The organism is Bradyrhizobium sp. IC3195 (assembly GCF_020193585.1).
Classification (GTDB): Bacteria; Pseudomonadota; Alphaproteobacteria; order Rhizobiales; family Xanthobacteraceae; genus Bradyrhizobium; species Bradyrhizobium yuanmingense.
Genome location: NZ_JADYVG010000003.1, coordinates 185,779 through 204,797, shown reverse-complemented (window position 1 = coordinate 204,797; position 19,019 = coordinate 185,779). Strand labels below are relative to the sequence as shown.

The following is a 19,019-nucleotide window of genomic DNA, read 5'->3' as shown; positions in this document are numbered from 1 at the left end:
GTTCAGACCTTCTTGCGGACGTGGAGGCCGAACAGGCCCTCGGGCTTCAGCAGCAGCACGGTGAGCAGCACGATGTAAGGCGCGGCGTCCTTCCAGCCCTCGGGCAGGTAAAAGCCGGCCATGCTCTCGATCACGCCGATCAGGACGCCGCCGACCACCGCGCCCGGGATCGAGCCGAAACCGCCGAGCACGGCGGCGGGAAACGCCTTCAGGCCGAGCACGAGGCCGACATTGGAGTGGATGAAGGTGATCGGCGCCAGCAGCACGCCGGCGCAGGTCGCGACCGCCGCGCTGATCGCCCAGACCACCGACACCACACGCTTGACCGGAATGCCCATGTAATAGGCTGCCAGCATGTTCTCGGAGCTGGCGCGCATCGCGGTGCCGAGCGTAGTCTTGTTGAAGAACAGCCACAGCAGGGTGCACAGGATCATCGTCGCTGCGATCACCGAGAGCTTGTCGTAGGCGAGCACCAGCGAGCCCATGCGCAGCACGCCCTGGCTGAACGGCGTCTCGATCTTCAGGTCGTCGGTGCCCCAGATCATCCCCGCGACCGAACGCAGAAAATAGCCGAGACCGATCGTGACCATGATGATGGAGAACTGCGGATAGCCGAGAATCGGCCGCACAACCACGCGCTCGGCCAGCATGCCGAACAGCGCCATGGCGGCGACCGCACCGGCGAAGCCGATCCAGTAGTTCAGGCCCATCATGCCGATGAAGGTGAAGGCGAAGAAACCGCCCAGCATCATCAGATCGCCCTGGGCAAAATTGACGACTTCGGTGGCCTTGTAGACGAGCACGAAGCCGAGCGCGATCAGGCCGTAGACGCAGCCGAGCGCAACACCGCTGACCAGCTGCTGAACGAAATCCAGCATTGACGCGCGTCCTCCCCGATGCAACCGGCGTTCTTCGAGGCCGCCTTGCCGCATCTTGTGTCCAGTCGCTACGCAGTCGTTTCGCCGCGTTAGCGCCATTTGTCCGGAATCAATTCAGCCTGAACGCCCGCGCGCTGTCAACAAACGGTGACTTGTCGGGATGCCTTGCCTTTAGTCCAATCCGGTTGGCGGAATTTGCGGCAGTGCGATTCACGGTGCCGAAACATCTTCGGGTCATGGTCGCGGGCGATGCAAACCGGATGGTGTGGCCGTCATGAAGCCGGACAACTCGGCCCTGGAAGTCCGAGGGTTAACGAAGCGTTTTGACCGTCTGGCGGTCGACAGCCTCGATCTCACCATTCACGCCGGCGAATTCTACGTGCTGGTCGGCCCCAATGGCGCCGGCAAGACCACCACTTTACGCATGGTTGCGGGCCTGCTCAGGCCCGATGCCGGCGCCGTCTCGATCTTCGGCATCGATGCGCTCCAGGACCCCGTCGCCGCCAAGCAGGTGATGGCCTGGGTCTCCGACGAGCCCATGATCTACGACAAGCTCACCCCGCTCGAATATCTCGAATTCGTCGCCGGCCTCTGGGGCATCGCGCCGTCGATCTCGCAACCGGCCGCCGAGGAACTGCTCGATTCGCTCGGCCTCGAGGCGCACCGCCACGAGCGCTGCGAGGGCTTTTCCAAGGGCATGCGCCAGAAGGTCGCTCTCGCAGGGGCGCTGGTGCACGATCCCCGCCTCATCATTCTCGATGAACCCTTGACGGGGCTCGATGCGGTTTCCGCCCGCCATGTGAAGGGCCTGCTCAGCGCGCGTGTCCGCGCCGGCTGCACCGTCATCATGACCACGCATATCCTCGAAGTCGCCGAGCGCATGGCCGACCGCATCGGCGTGATCGCCTCCGGCCGCCTGGTCGCGGAAGGCACGCTCACCGAGCTGCGCCACCAGAACGGCCATGCCGACACCAGCCTGGAAGATCTCTTCATCGCGCTGGTGACGCTTCAGGAAGCGGCATGAGCTCGGCCACCGCGCTGTCCTGGTTTGCCCGCCACGAGCTGCGGCTCGCCTGGCGCGAATGGCTCGCCATGATGACGGGCGGGCGGCGCAAACGGGCGCGCGCGGCAATGATCGGCCTCATGTGCTTCGCCGCGCTGCTCCACCTGCCGGCCTGGGCGGTGATCGGCCGTTTCGCCGACCTGCAGTTGCCGCTCGACAAATCCTCTCTGATCGTGATTTCGGCGACGATCTTTCTCGCCTGGACCTTGATGCTGTCGCAGGCGATCGAATCCGTGACGCGGGTATTCTACGCCCGCGCCGATCTCGACCTGATCATGTCCTCGCCGGCGCGGCTGGCCAATCTGTTCTCGGTCCGCATCGCCGCGATCGCGCTGACCGTCACCGTGCTGGCGCTGCTGTTCTCGACGCCCTTCATCGACGTTCTGGTGATCGGCGGCGGCGCGCGCTGGCTGGCGGCCTTCGGCGTCGTCATTGCGATGGGCCTGTCCGCGGCGGCGATCGCGATCGCCGTCACCATTCTCCTGTTCCGGTTGATCGGCCCGGCGCGGACGCGCCTGATCGCACAGATCCTCGCCGCCATCATCGGTGCGGGTTTCGTGATCGCGCTTCAGGTCGCCGCGATCATGTCCTACGGCACGCTGTCGCGCTTCACCATCCTGACCTCGGGCAGCGTTGCCGCCTACGCCCCCGACGTCGACAGCATCTGGTGGTGGCCGGCGCGGGCAGCGATGGGCGACAGCGAGGCGCTGGCGCTGCTTCTCGCGCTCGCTCTGGTCATGCTCGGCGGCGTGATGGCGATCTTCTCGCACCGCTTTGCCGACACCGCGATCGATGCGGCGGCCTACGCCACGTCCGGCCGCGTCCGTGCCAAGGAGCGCCCGTTCCGCGGCGGATCGCGCCAGCAGGCGCTGCGTCGCAAGGAATTCATGCTGCTGTGGCGCGATCCATGGCTGATCTCGCAGACCTTGATGCAGCTGCTCTATCTGGTGCCGCCGGCGCTGCTGCTCTGGCGTAATTTCGCCGACAGCTCCGCGGCGCTGACACTGATCACACCCGTCATCGTGATGGCGGCCGGACAGCTCGCCGGCGGGCTCGCCTGGCTGACGATCTCGGGCGAGGACGCGCCCGACTTGGTCGCGACCGCGCCCTTGATGCCGTCCGGCATCATCCGTGCCAAGATCGAGGTGGTGCTGATCGCGATTGCCGCAATCTTCGCTCCGCTGCTCGCGGCGCTGGCCTTTGCCTCGCCATCCCAGGCCGCAATCAGCGCGGGTGCGATCATCATCAGCGCGGCCTCGGCGACCGCGATCCAGCTCTGGTTCCGGGTGCAGGCAAGGCGCAGCCAATTCCGGCGCCGTCAGACGTCTTCGCGGCTTGCAACCTTCGCCGAGGCCTTTTCCTCGATCGGCTGGGCCGCCACCGCCGCACTGCTGCTCGCCCTTCCCGTGGCCGGCCTCATCAGCGGCCTAATCACCGCAGGCCTCGTCGCGGTCACCTGGAAGTTCAGCCCGAAGCGCGAGCAATAGGTGCGACACTGACGCGCTGTTGATCGCACCCCATTGGCGATGCTCCGAATTGCACGCTAGACTTCGCCGCGAAGTCATCGGGGACGGATCCATGCGGCGACTGGTTTTGGCGGCTATCGCGCTGTTCGGCGCATTCCTGACCCCTGCCCTGGCCCAGCAGCCACTGCGCAGCGAATGCCTGGCGATGGCCAATGCGGCGCCGCGAATCATGCCGGTCGTCTTCAGGCAGGCTGCAGCTGCGCCCGAGGTCGAGATCACCTATGCCGGCCATTCCACCTATTTCATCGACACGCCCGCCGGCTTGCGCATCGCCACCGATTATAGCGGCGCCTACCAGGTCGGGCGACTGCCCGATGTCGTCACCATGAACCGGGCGCACAGCACCCATTACACTCTCTTTCCGGACAAGCGCATTCCCCACGTGCTGCATGGCTGGAGCGAGGACGGCAAGCCGGCGATCGTGTCGCAGCGCATCAGCGACACCTTCATCCGCAACGTCACGACCGACATCCGCCGTTATTACGGCGACGATGCCGGCAGCAACATGATCCGCGACGGCAATTCCATCTTCATCTTCGAGGCGGCCGGCCTCTGCATCGGCCATCTCGGCCACCTCCATCACAAGCTCGACGACAGCCATTTCGCCCAGATCGGACGGCTCGACATCGTGATGGTGCCGATCGACGGCACTTATACCATGACGCTCGACGGCATCTCCGAGATCACCAAGCGGCTGCGCGCCTCGGTGGTACTGCCGATGCACCGCTTCGCCACTCCGCTCGACGACTTCATGCGCCGGATCGGCCAGCAATTCGAGATCGACCGGCGCGTCGAGCGCTCCTTCCGGATGTCGCGGGATACGCTGCCGACCAAGCCGACGGTGATCATCCTCGACGGGGTCTGACTCAGAGCCGGAACGCATCACCCGTCAACGACTTGGTTGCTCCAAGACCCACCTCAGTCGGAGCAATCATGAGCAGACGGTTCCTGGTCATCGGCTCGTTTGCGGCCATCTATCTCCTGTGGGGTTCCACCTATTTCGCCATCACGCTGGGCTTGCAATCGATACCGCCGTTTCTGCTGATGGCAGTTCGATCGTTATGCGGCGGCATGATCTTGCTCGCCTTCAGCGGCAGGCATGTCGCGAATACCCCGGGCCGGACATGGTTGCAGGCAGGCCTTTGCGGGCTGCTTTTCTTCGTCGGCTGTCACGGCGTTCTCGCCTTCGCACAACAATCGGTTCCGTCCGGCGTGGCCGCCATCGTGCTCGCCACGATTCCGTTCTGGATCCTTCTGGCGGACACGCTCTTTCCGGGCGATCAGCGCCCGCGGCCGATCGCGCTGCTCGCGCTCATCCCCGGCTTCGTGGGCGTCGGGCTCGTGGCATGGCAAAATGCCGAGCAGGCCGGCATCAGCATGCTTCCGATCGTCTGGCTGCTCGCGGCGGCGCTGTCGTGGTCGATCGGCACCGTGCTGTCGCGCAGCATGTCGCATCAAGCATCCGCCATCGCGCTGTCTGGCATGCAACTGTCGATCGGGGGCGCCGTGTTGTTCGCGATCAGCTGGCTGACGGGCGAGCTGGAGAGTTTTAGACCGAGCGAGGTCTCGATGACGTCCGTTGCAGCAGCTCTTTGGCTGATCGTCTCCGGCAGCGTCATCGGCTTCGCCGCCTACAATTGGCTGCTCGAGAATGTCTCGACCTCCCTGGTCTCGACCTACACATTCGTCAATCCGGTCATCGCGGTGCTGCTCGGCACCTTCGTGCTCGGAGAGCCGTTCTCTCGCATGATGCTCGTGGGCGCGAGTCTCGTCATTGTCGCCGTTGTCGCCATCTGGCGTGCTGAGAGCTCGAGCAATCGGTCGACGCAGGCGGAGGCCGATCGTCCCATGAGACATCTGTCGCTGCGCAAGACCTGACGACCGACGGCAATTTTCTCCAAGTCGCCCGCGGCTCATCCGTGCTGAATCCTCCGCAGCAGGAGAGCAACATGAACGACTTTGCGAGACTTCTTCACGCCAGCGCACCGCATCCCGAGCACGCGGCCGCGCTCCGGCTCTACGGCCGTTTCGTCGGCGACTGGGACACCGAGATCACCGCCTTTGGACCGGACGGCAGAAGCCACACCGCGCCGGGCGAAATCCATTTCGGCTGGGTGCTGGAAGGCCGTGCGGTGCAGGACGTCTGGATCATTCCCCGGCCGGCGGGCAGCGCAGCCTTTCCGATCGCCGGCAACTGGTACGGCACCACGCTGCGCGTCTACGATCCGGCCATGGATGCGTGGCGGATTTCCTGGTTCGATCCGGGCCGCCGCGTGTTCCGGCAGCAGATCGGCCGTCCCCGCGGCGAGGACATCGTGCAGGAAGGCACGACCGAATCCGGCGAGCTGACGCGCTGGAGCTTTACTGAGATTACCGGGGACTCCTTCCGTTGGCGTGGGGAGGTCAAGCCGGCCACGACAGTGGACTGGCGGCTGATGGTCGAAGTAAGAGCAAGACGGCGGACGGGCTGACGAGCATATCGCATTGCTCGTGATGATGGGTGCGGTTGCGCAAGGCGCGCTGCTACATGCGGAAATGAGGTGCTAGGCTCCCGACACAAAACATCAGGGAGCGAAGGCCGATGGCAGCAAGCGGTGTACCCGCCAACACGAGCGGGCTGTTCGTCGATCCGCGTGAGGACTGGCTCGCGCTGCATCGGGAGGAGATCATCGATCCCTTGCGGCCGATCGTCGATCCCCATCATCATCTGTGGAATCGCGGGCACCGCTATCTGATCGAGGAGATGGCCGCCGACATCGCCTCCGGTCACAACGTCATCGCCACCGTTTATGTCGACTGCCGTTCGATGTACCGCGCGCATGGGCCCGAGGCGTTCCGGCCCGTTGGCGAGGTCGAGTTTGCCAACGGCGTCGCCGCCATGAGTGCGAGCGGTGGCTACGGCAAGGCCGCGATCTGCGCCGGCATCGTCAGCCATGCCAATCTGCTGCTCGGCGACGCTGCAAAGGGCGTGCTGGAAGCCGAGATCGCCGCAGGCAACGGCCGCTTTCGCGGCATCAGGCATTCCTCGGCCTGGGATGAAGATCCTGTCGTCGCCGGCATGTATGCGAACAGGCCGAAGAGATTGTTGCAGGACCCGACCTTCCGCAAAGGCTTTGCCTGCCTCGCCCCCCTCAAGCTCAGCTTCGATGCCTGGCTGTTCCATCCGCAGATCGGCGAGCTCACGGCGCTGGCGCGCGCCTTCCCCGACACCAGGATTGTGCTCGACCATTGCGGCGGCCCGGTCGGAACCGGCCGCTTCGCGGGCCGGCGCGAGGAGGTGTTTGCGCAATGGCGCGCCTCGATCCGGGAGATCGCGACATGCGAAAATGTGGTGGTGAAGCTCGGTGGTCTCGCGATGTGCCTGCTTGGCTACGACTTCCATTTGCGCGAGAGGCCGCCGACATCCGAGGAGCTTGCCGCGGCCTGGCGGCCCTATGTCGAGACCTGCATCGAGGCGTTCGGCCCGAAGCGCGCGATGTTCGAAAGCAATTTCCCCCCGGACAAGGGCCAGTGCAGCTACCAGGTGATCTTCAACGCCTTCAAGCGTATCGCCTCAAAGCTGAGCGAGGCCGACAAGACGGCGTTGTTCTCGCAGACCGCGATCGACGTCTACCGGCTCGAGCTGCCGTAATGACGAAAAGAGGGGCCGGGACATGGATCCCGACCCCTCTTCGTCGTGGCCGCTGGGAAGCGTCCTTGAAACCTTTGGGTGTCCGCTTAGCCAGTGCCCATCAGCGAGGCGGGACGCGGCGCGGCGGTGGAGGTGAAGATCTTCTTTAGCTTGTTGATGACGCGGATCAGGAAACCGATCATCACCGGATTGGTCTTGCGGCAGAAGGCGATCTTCTTGACGTGGCCTTCGACATGCCATTTGGCATGCGCGCCGTCGCGGAAGAAAATGACGTCGCCGGGGCCGTAGCGCTTGGGCGGCATGCCGTCGCTCTCGAGCACGATCGATCCTTCCATGATCATGATCGTCTCGTCGATGTCGTAGTACCAGTTGAAGCGGCCTTCGGTGCAGTGCCAGATGATTGTCTGCGCGGTGCCATCGGCGCTGGTCGACAGCACCCGGGAGCGGGATACCGGATTGCCCTCGATGATCCAGGACGGCTCGATCGGCCGCAGCTCGAGGTCCACATTGCAACTACCGATTTCAATCAATGTGCGCGACATCTGCTTCCCCAGAAGATTTAAATATGAATGGCCGGGTCTCGGCCCGGATTGCTTCGAAAGAAGTTGGGACGCTAGTAGGCTGCTTTTAATTCTTTCTTACATGGCACTCGACAATCAGCCCCGAGTTGCGGGTGCGATACGGTTAACGTCACGATTTCCTCTGCGAATTCGCACATATGAACCTAGCTTGTCCGGGGTGCGACAAAGTGCGCGAAGTCTTGGGAAGGAGCCGCACCGATGCCCCTCACGCCGGAGATGCTGACAGCCAACAGCGAGGTCGTCGCCAGGCTCCGCAGTCTCGACGTCTCCTTCGCACCGGACGAGGAGCCCTGGTTCACCATCGACGGCGTCGAAAGCCCGCGGCACATCGGCAGTGACAGCTCCGGCAGCGCGTTCGTGCTGCTGCCGTCGCAGAATGTGCTCTATGTCTCGTCAGAGGGCCGCGCAGGCATCATCGCGGAAAGTTTCGATGCATTGATCCAGCTTGTCGTTGCCCGTCCCTACTGGCGCGACATCCTCAAATTCTCCGGGGGCGGCGACCTTGCAGAGATGCGCCGCGCGGCGGATGCGCTGGAGGCAAGGCTCCAAGACGAGGATGACGTCAGCGAGGCCCGCGAACAGATCCGCGGCGCGCTCGCGCTGGCGGACGCGGACGATCCGGTTGGCGCGCTCTACGAGGCGGTGGCGGCGTCCGACGCGATCGTGCGGGCCACCGACGGCAGCCCGTTCACGACGCTGTTCAACCGCTTCAGCATCGACAACAGCCCGACCCTGCGCAACGCGGCGGCGTGAGGGGGAAGACTGACGCGAGGACGTTCACCTCTCCCCAGCGGGGAGAGGTTGAGCACGTCCTGGGCTGCCTATTTGGACCAAAATCTAGATTACGACTTCGCCCATTCGCCCTTGCGGAAGACGGGCACCTTGCTGCCGTCGGCCAAGATGCCGTCGATGTCGGTCTCGGCCGAGCCGATCATCCAATCAATATGGATCAGGCTCTGGTTGCCGCCTTGCGCCGCGATCTGCTGCGGCGTGAGCTGGGCACCGTTGACGAAGCATTTCGAATAGCACTGGCCGAGCGCGATGTGCGAGGCCGCGTTCTCGTCGAACAGCGTGTTGTAGAACAACAGCCCGCTCTGCGAGATCGGCGAGGAATGCGGCACCAAGGCCACCTCGCCGAGGCGCCGCGCGCCCTCGTCGGTATCGAGCACCTTGTTCAGCACCTCGGCGCCGCGCGAGGCCTTGGCGTCGACGATCTTGCCGTCCTCGAACCGCACCGCGATGTTGTCGATCAGCGTGCCCTGATAGGACAGCGGCTTCGAGCTCACGACGTGGCCGTAGACGCGGCGGCAATGCGGCGTGGTGAAGACCTCTTCGGTCGGGATATTGGCGTTGCAGCTGATGCCGTTCTTGGACAGCGAGGCGCCGCCTTCCCATTCGTGGCCGTCGGCAAGGCCGATGGTGAGATCGGTGCCGGGACCCGAGTACTGAAGCGCGCGGAAACGCTGGCCGTTGAGCCAGTTGGTGCGCTCGCGCAGCACCGCATTGTGGCTCGCCCAATTGCTGATCGCGTCCTCGCGATCGACACGGGACGCGGCGAAAATCGCGTCTGCGAGCTTGCCGACCGCAACGTCCTCGGGATCGTTCGGGAACACCAGCTTCGCCCAGGACGCGCTCGGATAGGCGATGATATTCCAGTTGGTGTCGAAATTGACGATCTTCTCCAGCGCGGGCTGATAGGCCATCGAATTGGCCTTGCTGGCGCGCGCCACCTTGGAAGGATCCTCGCCCGACAGCAACATCGGGTTGTCGCCGACGATGGCGAGCCGTGCAGTGTTGTCGGAGAACGCCTTGGCCATGCCCTCGTAGAGCCAGCCGGCGGCACGATCGAAACTGTTGTCGTGGCCGTGGCGGTAGCGCGCCAGCGTCATCTCCTCGTCCGACAGGATCGGCGTCACGAGGCCGGCGCCGGCCTTGTAGGCGTGCACGGCGATCCGCCGCACCAGCGGCAGCGCCATCGCGGGCGCCGTCAGAAGCAGATCCTGTCCCGGCCGCAAGCCCAGGCCCACTTTCACCGCCACCTCGGCCAGTCGGTCGAGCTTCGCCGGATCGATGGGAGTGGAAGGATTGCGTTGATCAGTCATGCCGGGCCCTCTGCCGAAAGTCGCTCACTCAATTTAAGTCTAGCATCGCGGGGCACAAGTATGCGAGCGTCTTGCGCCCTTGGAAAGATACGCAGTTTCACGCATTTTGGTTTTCAACGCGTTGCCGATGCCAGCACCCGGTCGACCATGGCGGGCGCAAGGCCGAGGTAATTTTTCGGTGAAGTGAGCGCCTCGATTGTGGCACGATCGATGTGGCTCGATATCCGTGAATCTGCGGATAGCGCGTCAGCAAGGGTCATTCCCTTCTCGTTGGCCTGACGGCAGGCGTCATAGACGACGTCGTGCGCCTCCTGCCGGCCGATCTGCGGGGCGAGGCCCATCATGACCGCTTCGGCCACAATCAGGCCGCGGCTGATGGCGAGATTGTCGTTCATCTTCGCCTCGTCTACGATGAGGCCCGCGAGCGCGAACTTCGCCTGGTGCAGCGCGCCGGCGGCCAGCACGAAGCTTTCGGGAATCGCCATCCATTCCGCGTGCCAGGGGCCGGTGGCACGCTCGAAATCCTGCACCATGGCGTCGAGCATCAGGCCGGCGTGCTGGCGCACCGCCTTGGAGGCCGCAAGCATCAATTCCGAGGAGATCGGGTTGCGCTTCTGCGGCATGGTCGAGGAGGCGCCGCGCCCCTTGACGAAGGGCTCGTAGACCTCGGCGAATTCGGTCGAGGCCATGATCATGATGTCGAGCGCGATCTTGCCGAGAGAGCCGGTGACGAGAGCAAGGAAGTTCACGGCTTCGGCGAAGCCGTCGCGCGCTACGTGCCAGGTCGAGGCGGGAACGCCGAGCTTCAGCTCGTTGCAGAGCGCCTCCTGCACCTCGAACCCCCTGTCGCCGAGCGACGCCAGCGTACCGGCCGCGCCGGCGAACTGACCGACCAGCACGCGCGGCTTCAGCTGCGCCAGCCGCTCGGCGTGGCGGTCGAACATCGCGAGCCAGATCGCGCTCTTGTAGCCGAAGGTCACCGGCAGCGCCTGTTGCAGATGGGTGCGGCCCGCCATCGCCGTGTCGCGATGGCGCTTCGACAGATCGGCGAGGATCTTGCGCAGCTCGGCGATGTCACGTTCGACGATCTCGAGCGCGGCGCGCAGTTGCAGCACCACGGCGGTGTCCATAATGTCCTGCGTGGTGGCGCCCCAATGCACGTAGCGGCCCGCCTCGCCGCATTGCTTCACCATTTGATGCACCAAAGGCAGGATCGGGTAGCCGACGACATCGGTCTCCTGCCTGAGCAGATCGAAGTCGAGCGCGCCGATGTCGGTCCGCGCCGCGATCGCTGCGGCCGCCTCGTGTGGGATCACACCGCACTTCGCCTCCGCCTTCGCCAGCGCCACCTCGACCTCGGCATAGCGTGCGACCGTCGCGACGTCCGAGAACACCTCGCGCATCTCAGGCGTACCGAAGGCGTCGCGAAACAGCAGGGAGTCGAGCACAGTGGTGGCGGCGGGGAAAGCAGGCATGGACACTTCTTCTGGGTTGGTGTTTTCTGTCGGTGTACCTTACGTACGCAGGGCAGATCGGCAAAGGACATTCCCCGTTGTGCGCGACACTAAAACGGCATTCCCGCGCAATGGCGAAGCCGTTGTCGCTGAGAGGGCCTGCGCTACGCTCCCGCGCTCCAGGATGACGGTGCTGGAGGGGCGCCTGATCTCGTCGCCAGATTTACACCGCAACATTCTAGCTGCGGATGTATTCCCCTCGGAAAACCACATGGCTGCCATCACGCGATTGCGATGAACCAAACGCCCCCTTCGGCAGACACACGATCTTTCGACCCAAATTTCATTTTGTTTGTTTGCCCGATTTCGCAATGAGGCCCGAGTTTTCGACGTGCAGTTTCTGTTCCGGGACCACCTTCTCGATACCGACCGGCGCGAGCTGAGCCGCGAGCAGGTTCCCATTGCCGTGGAGCCGCAGGTTTTCGACCTCGTCGTCCACCTCATGCAGAACCGCGACCGGGTCGTCAGCAAGGACGAGCTGATCGACAAGATCTGGCACGGGCGCAGCGTCTCCGAATCCACCCTGACCAGCCGGATCAACGCGGCGCGCAAGGCGATCGGCGACGATGGCGCGAGCCAGTCGCTGATCCGCACCATCACCCGCAAGGGTTTTCGCTTCGTCGGCGACGTCCAGACGCAAATCGGCGCGGTCGCGCCGGAGCCGGTCCGGATCGCCCCGTCCCAGGCCACCTTCGCTCTGCCGGAGCGGCCCGCGATCGCTGTGCTGCCCTTCACCAATATGAGCGGCGAGGTCCAGCAGGATTATTTCTCCGACGGTATCAGCGAGGACATCATCACGGCGCTGTCGAAGCTGCGCTGGTTCTTCGTCATCGCGCGCAACTCCTCCTTCGTCTACAAGGGCCGCGCCGTGCACATCCACGAGGTCGCGCGGGAGCTCGGGGTGCGCTACGTGGTCGAGGGCAGCGTGCGGCGGAGCGGCGAACGGGTGCGCATCTCGGCCCAGCTCAACGACGTCTCGACCGGCAGCCATCTCTGGGCCGAACGCTACGACCGCGAGCTCGCCGACATCTTCGCCGTGCAGGACGAGATCACGGAAGCGATCGTCGCCGCCATCGAGCCGCAGCTCTATGCTGCCGAAAGCTTCCGGGCCCAGCAGAAGCCGCCGGGCAGCCTGGATGCATGGGACCTCGTGATGCGCGCGTTGTCGCATTATTGGCGCATCACCCGCGAGGACAATGCCGCCGCGCAGAAGTTGCTGGAAGAAGCGGTCGCGGTCGATCCCGCCTATGGCAAGGCGCTCGGCCTGCTCGCCACCAGCCATATCTTCGGCGCGCATATGGGCTGGGCCGACATGGCTGCCACCATGCCGGTCGCCGAGCGTGCGGCGCTCGCGGCGGTGGAGGCCGACCGCGAGGATGCCTGGGCCCATCACGGCCTTGCTTACACCTACCTGTTCCGCCGCCGCTTCGACGACGCGCTGGCTGAATTCGAGCTGGCCTTGCGGCTCAATCCGAATTTCGCGATGGCGCATGCCTTCCACGGCGTGACGCTGTGCTATGCCGGACGTTGGCAGGACGGCGATGCCGCCGCCCGCCGCGCGCTGCGGCTGAGCCCGCGCGACCCGCTCGCGGCGATCTATTGCGGGGTTGCGGCCTATGCCCGGTTCGTCGGCCGCGACTACGCGGGCGCCGTGCAGATGGCTCGGGAATCGATGCGCCAGCGCGGGGATTTCGTCGGCGCCCACCGCGTGCTGACGGCCGCCGCCGGCATGCTCGGCGATCCCGCCCTCGCGGCATCCGCCCTGGAAGGCCTGCGCCGCACCCAGCCCGAGGTCTCGCTGGCCTGGATCACGCGCGAGCTGCCGATGCTGCGGGAAGAGGATCGTACGCACTATCTCGAGGGGTTGCGGCGCGCCGGAATGACGTGACGGTCGCTGGCGCGACCGCTCCGCTTGATCCCCGTGTCAGGTGCTAATCGTCGTCAGGCCCGAACAGCCTGATCTGCGGGAAGCCGCTGCGCGACCGCCCCGCGTAATCGCGCGCATCGGAATCCTCGCGGATGTTGCGCGCGACGTCATCCCAATCGGTGCGGTCGCGCAGGCCGCGCGGCTCGCGGGACTCGTAATAATAGCGGCGCTCGGCCCAGCGCTCGCGACGCTCGGCTCGGCGCCGTTCGGACGCGGCGCGCTTCACATCGGAATCCCTTGCCTTGGCATAGGCGTTATTCGGTGAGGACGACGGCTCGGTCGAGGCCTGCTGCTCGGCAGGCCTTGCGGCCTGTGGCGCAGCGGCGGGCTTGGGTGGCTCGACTGCAGCGGCTTGCGAGGGTTGCGGCGCCGGTGCGACATTCGCCTGCGTGGTTGGCGTGTCGGGTTTTGCGGGTTCAGACTTTGCTTCGGCCTGTGCGGGCGCGGCGATCATCGCACCGAAGGCTTGCGAGCCGGTGAGATAGTTCACGCGCTCGGAGGGAGCGTTGGTGCTGACCGGCGTGGGACTTGCCGCGCGCTGCGCCATCTTGCTGGTGTCCGGCCCCTGTTTTGACGCAACCGGATTCATGATGTTGCCGGCGACGATGCCGCCACCGAGACCAATGGCGATGGCCGCGACGATGGTTCCGGCACCGACAAAATAGGCTGTCGAGGCGCGCATTTGTCCACTCCCTCTTTCGGAGCGGGCAACGCGTGGGGATTGCCAGATGTTCCTGATAAGCCGCGGCTCCTCGACGAGGAACCGCGTGCGTCAGATCTGCTGCGCGACCTTCTCAAGCCCGATGAGGCGAGCGAGCTTGCGCACTTCTTCCTTCTGGTCGTCGCGAAGCTGGAATAACAGCGGCATCGCGGCCGACTTCAGCTGCTGCACCTCGTCGCAATTCGGATCGATCTGTGCGCTGGGCGGTGCATTCGGATTCGACAGCCTGTTCGCCTGGATCTTGCGCGCGACGTTGCGCAGCGCGGTCTCGACCGAGGGCCAGTAATATTCCTGAGACGAGGAGAGTTTCAGGCGATCCCTGATGCCTGCGATCTGCACGTCGGACAGCAGCGAGTAGGATTTTTGCGGCTGCGGCTTGGCGACGACTTTCGGCTTGGCCGGAACTTCGACGGCCGGAACCTCGGTCGCGGCGGGCGCCTCGTGCGCGCTCGGCTTCGGCATCGGAAAATCGGAGGGGGTGGCGGCGGCGAAGGCCTGACGCAGCGGCTCGGTCAGGACCGGTGCCTGCGCCAGCTTGTCGGCGGCAACCTGGACCGGCTCAATCGCGGCCGAGGCCAGCGCGAGCGTCGGAACCAGACGGTCGGCCTTGGCGGCGCGGTTGGTTGCGAGCGGCTTGGCTGGGGGCGTCTCGGCGATCATCGCGGCGCTGACGCTGGGAACGCTGTCGCGGCCGAGGATGGCGGTGGTGGCGGCGCCGAGGACGAGGAAACAGGTCAGCGCGACGATGGTGATGGCTTTGGACAAACGTCTCTCCGCGTCCGACTTCAAGTCCACGTGATCACTGCCCGGAAACTGGGCGATAATTAAGGCTGAACCGTGCTATTGCGGCGGCAATCGCGCGGACTAAGGCGACATCGCCCGGAAACCCCCAACGAAATCAGGCTGCTGCCGCAAGGTCATAGGCATCCTGGATGTCGGCGACGATCTCCGAGGCTTCCCAGACCGCGCGCGGCTCGACCGATTGCAGCGTCACCGTCCAATTGCCGCCGCGGCGGGTCCGGGGGATGCTGACGATGTCAAACCGGACGTTGCGGCACAGCGGGTGGCGGGCCAGCGCATGGGCGACGCGGACGCGGATCTCGTCCAGGGTCGCGGCCGTTTTGCCGTTGAGATAATTGAAGTCCATCGCCTGTCCCTCTCGTCCTGATTGGCGGCCACAAGAGGGATTCTTGGCTGGCGATGGTTAATCCGCCGTTAAGTGGGATGGGCCGGAGGCATACGGGATTAACCCTGCCCGATCCGCTGTGGAAGAGGCGACGACGCTACCGCCCACCCGCTTCCCGATATTCGGCGATCGTCTGCGTAACGAGATCCTCGACCGCGAGCACATCGGTGACACCCGAGGTCGAATGCCCGCCGCTCCAGATATCGCGCCAGCGCTTGGGGCGGCTGTCGCGGGCGGCGACGTCGATATCCTCAGTGATATTGATCGCGCCGCGCGCCGGCAGATTGTCGGGATCGAGCCCGGCGGCCGCGATCGATGGCCTCAGCATGCTGGTCTGCAAGCCCGTGAACGCGGTGGTGAGCAAGATGTCGTCGGCGCTGCTCTCGACCAGCATCTGCTTGTGACGCTCGTCCGCCATGCTCTCACGCGTCGCGATGAACTTCGTGCCCATATAGGCGAGATCGCAGCCGAGCACTTCGGCGGCACGCAGCGCGCGACCGTCGCTAATTCCGCCCGCGAGCACGATGATGCCGTCGTAGAATGCGCGCACCGCACGGACGAAGGCGAACGGGTTGAGCCAGCCGGTCTGGCCGCCAGCACCGGCAGTGAGCAGGACCAGCCCGTCCGCCCCCGCTTCCGCGGCGCGTTCGGCATGGCGGATCGAGGCCACGTCCGCCAGCACCAGCGCGCCGGCGTCGTGCAGCAGCTTCAAGACTGGCGCCGGCGAGCCGACCGACGTAATGACGATCTCCGGCTTGTGCCGCAGCAGCACGGCGAGATCCTGCTCCAGCCGCGCATTGGAGCGGTGGACGATCAAGTTCGGGCAAAGTGGCGCTGCCTTTCGCCCGGTTTGATCTTCATGCTGCCGCAGCCGCAGCTTGATTTCGGTCAGCCATTCATCGAGCTGTTCCGCGCCACGGCAATTCGCGGTGGGAAAGCTGCCGATCACCCCGTTGCCGCAGGCTGCGACCATGAGCTCGACGCCCGATACCAGAAACATCGGCGCCGCGATCAGCGGCAGAGCAAGACGATCGCGGAAGCGTTGCAGTCGATCCGATGGCATGCATGCCTCCCTCGCGCGGGCTTTGTGGTTTCCTCCCGCAGTCTCTGTGCTAGCGTCGTCAGCAACATTGGCACGCCATAAGCCGGTGACAAAGCAACGAGGAAACATATGCCTGATCCGCTCCACGCATCATCCCCGGCTTGTGCGCAGACGCTACGGGCGCTGTCGCGCTATCCCGACCGCATTGCTTTCGCCTGGCCCGAGGGATCGCTGAGCTATCGGGGTGCCATCGACCTGATCGGACGGATCCAGGGCGTGTTCATGCGGCTCGGCTTGGAGCCCGGCGCCCGCGTAGCCTTCCTCACCGCGAACCGCGCCGACAGCTGGTGCGCCGGCGTCGCCGCCCAATTGGCCCGCCTCTGCATCACCTGGCTCCACCCTCTGGGCTCGCTGGAGGACCAGCTGTTTCAGCTCGAGGATTCCGAAGCCGAGATGCTGGTGGTGGATGCGGCCGCCTTCCGCGACCGCGGCGGCGAGCTCGCCGCGAAGGCCGGCCGGCTCAAGGCGGTCTTCAACATGGGACCGGCCGGCTACGGCGTCGATCTGCTGGCGGCGGTCGAGAGTGCGGGGCACGCCAGCGCACAGTGCCTCGCCAGCTCCGACGATCTCGCCACACTGAACTACACCGGCGGCACCACCGGAAAATCCAAGGGCGCGCTGCGCTATCACCGCGAAAATGCCGGCGCCGCCGGCGCGATCCTGGCCGACTTCGAGATCCCCGAGGCTGCGCGCTACCTCACGGTCGCGCCGATCAGCCATGTCGCGGGCACGAAGGTGCTGCCGACCCTGATGCGCGGCGGCACCGTGCACATGCTGAAAGGCTTCGATCCCGAAGCCGTGCTGTCAACGATCGCACGCGAGCGCATCAACTTCACGCTGTTCGTTCCGACCATGATCTATGTGCTGCTCGATCAGCCCGCGCTCGGCAAGACCGACCTCTCCTCGCTCGAGCTCGTGCTCTATGGCGCCTCCGCGATGTCGCCGAGCCGACTGCTGGAGGGCATCGAACGCATCGGCCCTGTGTTCTCGCAGCTCTACGGACAGACCGAATGCTATCCCGTCTCGGTGCTGCGCAAGGCCGATCACGATCCCAAGCGGCCGGAGCTGTTCCTGTCCTGCGGCTTCCCGATCGCGGCCTGCGAAGTCAAGATCCTCGACGACAACGACCAGGAGGTGAAGACGGGCGAGGCCGGCGAGATCTGCGTGCGCGCGCCGCATGTGATGGCGGAGTACTGGAAGCGGCCCGATATCACCGCCGAGACGCTGAAGAACGGCTGGGTCCACACCGGCGACATCGCACGTCAGGACGAGCGCGGCTACATGTTCATCCTCGACCGCAAGAAGGACATGATCGTCACAGGCGGCTTCAACATCTTCCCCCGCGAGGTCGAGGACGTCCTGTCGCAGCACGCGGACGTGGCGATGGTCGCGGTCGTCGGCATTCCCGACGAGAAATGGGGCGAAGCCGTCACCGCCATCGTCGTCCCGCGCGAAGGGACGAACCCCAATCCGGACGAGCTGATCAACCTGGTGAAGACGCGAAAGGGCTCGGCGCATGCGCCCAAGCAGATCCAGTTCGTCAAGCAATTGCCGATGACCGGCGTCGGCAAGGTCGACAAGAAGGTGCTGCGCGCGGGCTTTTGGAGCGGGCGAGACCGGATGGTGGGGTAAATACTCCGGAATTCTACGGTGTCGTTGTTGCTTCGGCACCACAGCCCGCAACGGAGTCTGCGACGGCGATGCCCGCGCAATTGCCGGCGAATCAGGGAATCAACTAGACCGCTGACGGGGCTGGGAAGCGGAGAGTGAAATGAGAGTCGCTTCCCTGGAAAGTGCAGTCGCCGCGATCACGTTGATCACGGCCATCATCGTGGTGCTGTGGGGGATCAAGATCTTCTACGGTGTGTGAACTGGCAGGATGTCCTGGTCGAACACGACCTTGCATCCCTTCCGCGGCGGCGGAAGTCTGCCGTTCAATCCCGCGATACGCGAGAGAGCTCTCACACGATCGGTGTCATCGCCCGGCTGATCGCACATAGCGCCTCTCACCGCTTCTCGATCACGAGGCTCTGCACCGCGCGGCCGAAATAGCCTTGGCGGTCGGCGAGGCGTGACATCGCAAGGCCCGCGCCGTCGGGGCCGATCCAGGAATCGCCGTCGAGCAGGATCCACTCGCCGACCGGCTGGCGTGCAAAGCTCACGGTGAGGTCGGCGTTGATGTAGGTCCAGGCACGGAAGTCGAGCGTCGAGGCGGTGCCGTTGGAGAAATCGGCGGCGACCACGGCGCGCATCGCCTGCGAGACGGCCTCGCCTTCGATCAGCGGATGGTCGACACGAAACCAGATCGCGCCGGCGCCGGCCTGGCCGAAGCGGCCGCGCGCGGCGCGCATCGAGACCGATCGCACGAACGGGCTGGTGGCGGCGTGACCGTCCTCGACCAATGAATCCTCCGGCGACGGCAACGTGACCGGAAGTTCCTCGACCTCGTCGGGCAGCGTCAGCGCCTGGCGCCTGATCTTGAGCACGGTGGCGCCGACCACCTGCACGCCGTCGGCGACCAGCTTGATCCCGCAGAGCTGGATCTTGCGGCCCTCGCGCAAGATTTCGGTGGCGATCGTGAGCGGCGCCACCGGTACCGGGCGCATCAGATCGATGGTCACGCGCGCGACATCCATCGGCACCGCCGCAGGGATGCGCTCAGCCGCCCATGTCACCAGCGATGCCGGTGCCGAGCCGTGCTGCATGCGCCGGTCCCAGGGGCCGGCTGCATCGGGGCTGGTGACGACGTCGTTGCCGTCGACGCGGTAAATGGGGGGCATGCAGCACT

General features: G+C 65.1%; 18 protein-coding genes. 9 read left to right on the top strand and 9 right to left on the bottom strand.

What is annotated here, in order from left to right; all coding sequences use genetic code 11:
* Positions 1 to 2 precede the first annotated feature (2 nt).
* Positions 3 to 878, bottom strand: a complete 876-nt coding sequence (locus I6F09_RS08290) for a branched-chain amino acid ABC transporter permease (RefSeq protein WP_035997599.1) — start codon at positions 876 to 878, stop codon at positions 3 to 5.
* Positions 879 to 1,152: 274 nt separating this feature from the next.
* On the opposite strand from I6F09_RS08290, the gene I6F09_RS08285 reads away from it, so the two are divergent.
* The 6 genes from I6F09_RS08285 to I6F09_RS08260 all read left to right on the top strand — a co-directional run bounded on the left by I6F09_RS08285 (position 1,153) and on the right by I6F09_RS08260 (position 7,098).
* Positions 1,153 to 1,902, top strand: a complete 750-nt coding sequence (locus I6F09_RS08285; protein ID WP_225187857.1) for an ABC transporter ATP-binding protein — start codon at positions 1,153 to 1,155, stop codon at positions 1,900 to 1,902.
* A complete protein-coding gene (locus tag I6F09_RS08280) occupies positions 1,899 to 3,428 on the top strand; it encodes a permease (RefSeq protein ID WP_225126513.1) in 1,530 nt (509 codons plus the stop codon). Before I6F09_RS08285 ends, I6F09_RS08280 begins: the two co-directional genes overlap by 4 nt.
* Positions 3,429 to 3,519: 91 nt before the next feature.
* Positions 3,520 to 4,332 carry an MBL fold metallo-hydrolase gene (locus I6F09_RS08275; protein ID WP_225187856.1) on the top strand — a complete coding sequence of 271 codons (813 nt, stop codon included), beginning with the start codon at positions 3,520 to 3,522 and terminating at the stop codon, positions 4,330 to 4,332.
* A gap of 68 nt (positions 4,333 to 4,400) precedes the next feature.
* Positions 4,401 to 5,345, top strand: coding sequence for an EamA family transporter (locus I6F09_RS08270; RefSeq protein WP_225187855.1), 945 nt, complete (start codon positions 4,401 to 4,403; stop codon positions 5,343 to 5,345).
* A 71-nt stretch (positions 5,346 to 5,416) separates the two neighbouring features.
* Positions 5,417 to 5,938, top strand: coding sequence for a hypothetical protein (locus I6F09_RS08265; RefSeq protein ID WP_225187854.1), 522 nt, complete (start codon positions 5,417 to 5,419; stop codon positions 5,936 to 5,938).
* 110 nt (positions 5,939 to 6,048) lie between these two features.
* Entirely contained in the window at positions 6,049 to 7,098 is a 1,050-nt protein-coding gene (locus I6F09_RS08260) for an amidohydrolase family protein (RefSeq protein ID WP_225187853.1), read from the top strand.
* An 86-nt stretch (positions 7,099 to 7,184) separates the two neighbouring features.
* Here the strand turns inward: I6F09_RS08260 and I6F09_RS08255 are convergent, their stop codons facing one another.
* Positions 7,185 to 7,640, bottom strand: coding sequence for a cupin domain-containing protein (locus I6F09_RS08255; RefSeq protein WP_225187852.1), 456 nt, complete (start codon positions 7,638 to 7,640; stop codon positions 7,185 to 7,187).
* A gap of 237 nt (positions 7,641 to 7,877) precedes the next feature.
* Here I6F09_RS08255 and I6F09_RS08250 point away from each other — a divergent pair, with 237 nt between their 5' ends.
* Complete coding sequence (locus I6F09_RS08250; protein WP_035997579.1) at positions 7,878 to 8,432, top strand: hypothetical protein; 555 nt, start codon at positions 7,878 to 7,880, stop codon at positions 8,430 to 8,432.
* A gap of 89 nt (positions 8,433 to 8,521) precedes the next feature.
* Here the strand turns inward: I6F09_RS08250 and I6F09_RS08245 are convergent, their stop codons facing one another.
* Both I6F09_RS08245 and pcaB read right to left on the bottom strand, forming a co-directional pair.
* A complete protein-coding gene (locus I6F09_RS08245) occupies positions 8,522 to 9,781 on the bottom strand; it encodes an aminopeptidase (protein WP_225187851.1) in 1,260 nt (419 codons plus the stop codon).
* Positions 9,782 to 9,894: 113 nt separating this feature from the next.
* Complete coding sequence (pcaB, locus tag I6F09_RS08240) at positions 9,895 to 11,256, bottom strand: 3-carboxy-cis,cis-muconate cycloisomerase (protein WP_225146321.1); 1,362 nt, start codon at positions 11,254 to 11,256, stop codon at positions 9,895 to 9,897.
* Positions 11,257 to 11,626: 370 nt separating this feature from the next.
* Here pcaB and I6F09_RS08235 point away from each other — a divergent pair, with 370 nt between their 5' ends.
* Complete coding sequence (locus tag I6F09_RS08235) at positions 11,627 to 13,183, top strand: winged helix-turn-helix domain-containing protein (protein ID WP_109142357.1); 1,557 nt, start codon at positions 11,627 to 11,629, stop codon at positions 13,181 to 13,183.
* Positions 13,184 to 13,226: 43 nt separating this feature from the next.
* Here I6F09_RS08235 and I6F09_RS08230 read toward each other — a convergent pair whose 3' ends face one another.
* The 4 genes from I6F09_RS08230 to I6F09_RS08215 form a co-directional block, all read right to left on the bottom strand.
* Positions 13,227 to 13,904, bottom strand: coding sequence for a hypothetical protein (locus I6F09_RS08230; RefSeq protein WP_225187850.1), 678 nt, complete (start codon positions 13,902 to 13,904; stop codon positions 13,227 to 13,229).
* 90 nt (positions 13,905 to 13,994) lie between these two features.
* Complete coding sequence (locus I6F09_RS08225; protein ID WP_192893067.1) at positions 13,995 to 14,708, bottom strand: hypothetical protein; 714 nt, start codon at positions 14,706 to 14,708, stop codon at positions 13,995 to 13,997.
* 133 nt (positions 14,709 to 14,841) lie between these two features.
* On the bottom strand, positions 14,842 to 15,090 hold the full coding sequence (locus tag I6F09_RS08220) for a hypothetical protein (RefSeq protein ID WP_035997560.1): 249 nt from the start codon (positions 15,088 to 15,090) through the stop codon (positions 14,842 to 14,844).
* 136 nt (positions 15,091 to 15,226) lie between these two features.
* Positions 15,227 to 16,192, bottom strand: coding sequence for a nitronate monooxygenase (locus I6F09_RS08215; protein WP_225187849.1), 966 nt, complete (start codon positions 16,190 to 16,192; stop codon positions 15,227 to 15,229).
* A 108-nt stretch (positions 16,193 to 16,300) separates the two neighbouring features.
* Here I6F09_RS08215 and I6F09_RS08210 point away from each other — a divergent pair, with 108 nt between their 5' ends.
* Positions 16,301 to 17,863, top strand: a complete 1,563-nt coding sequence (locus I6F09_RS08210; protein ID WP_225187848.1) for an AMP-binding protein — start codon at positions 16,301 to 16,303, stop codon at positions 17,861 to 17,863.
* 374 nt (positions 17,864 to 18,237) lie between these two features.
* Here I6F09_RS08210 and I6F09_RS08205 read toward each other — a convergent pair whose 3' ends face one another.
* Positions 18,238 to 19,011: a thioesterase family protein gene (locus I6F09_RS08205; protein ID WP_225126522.1), complete on the bottom strand. Its 774-nt coding sequence runs from the start codon at positions 19,009 to 19,011 to the stop codon at positions 18,238 to 18,240.
* Positions 19,012 to 19,019: the final 8 nt, after the last annotated feature.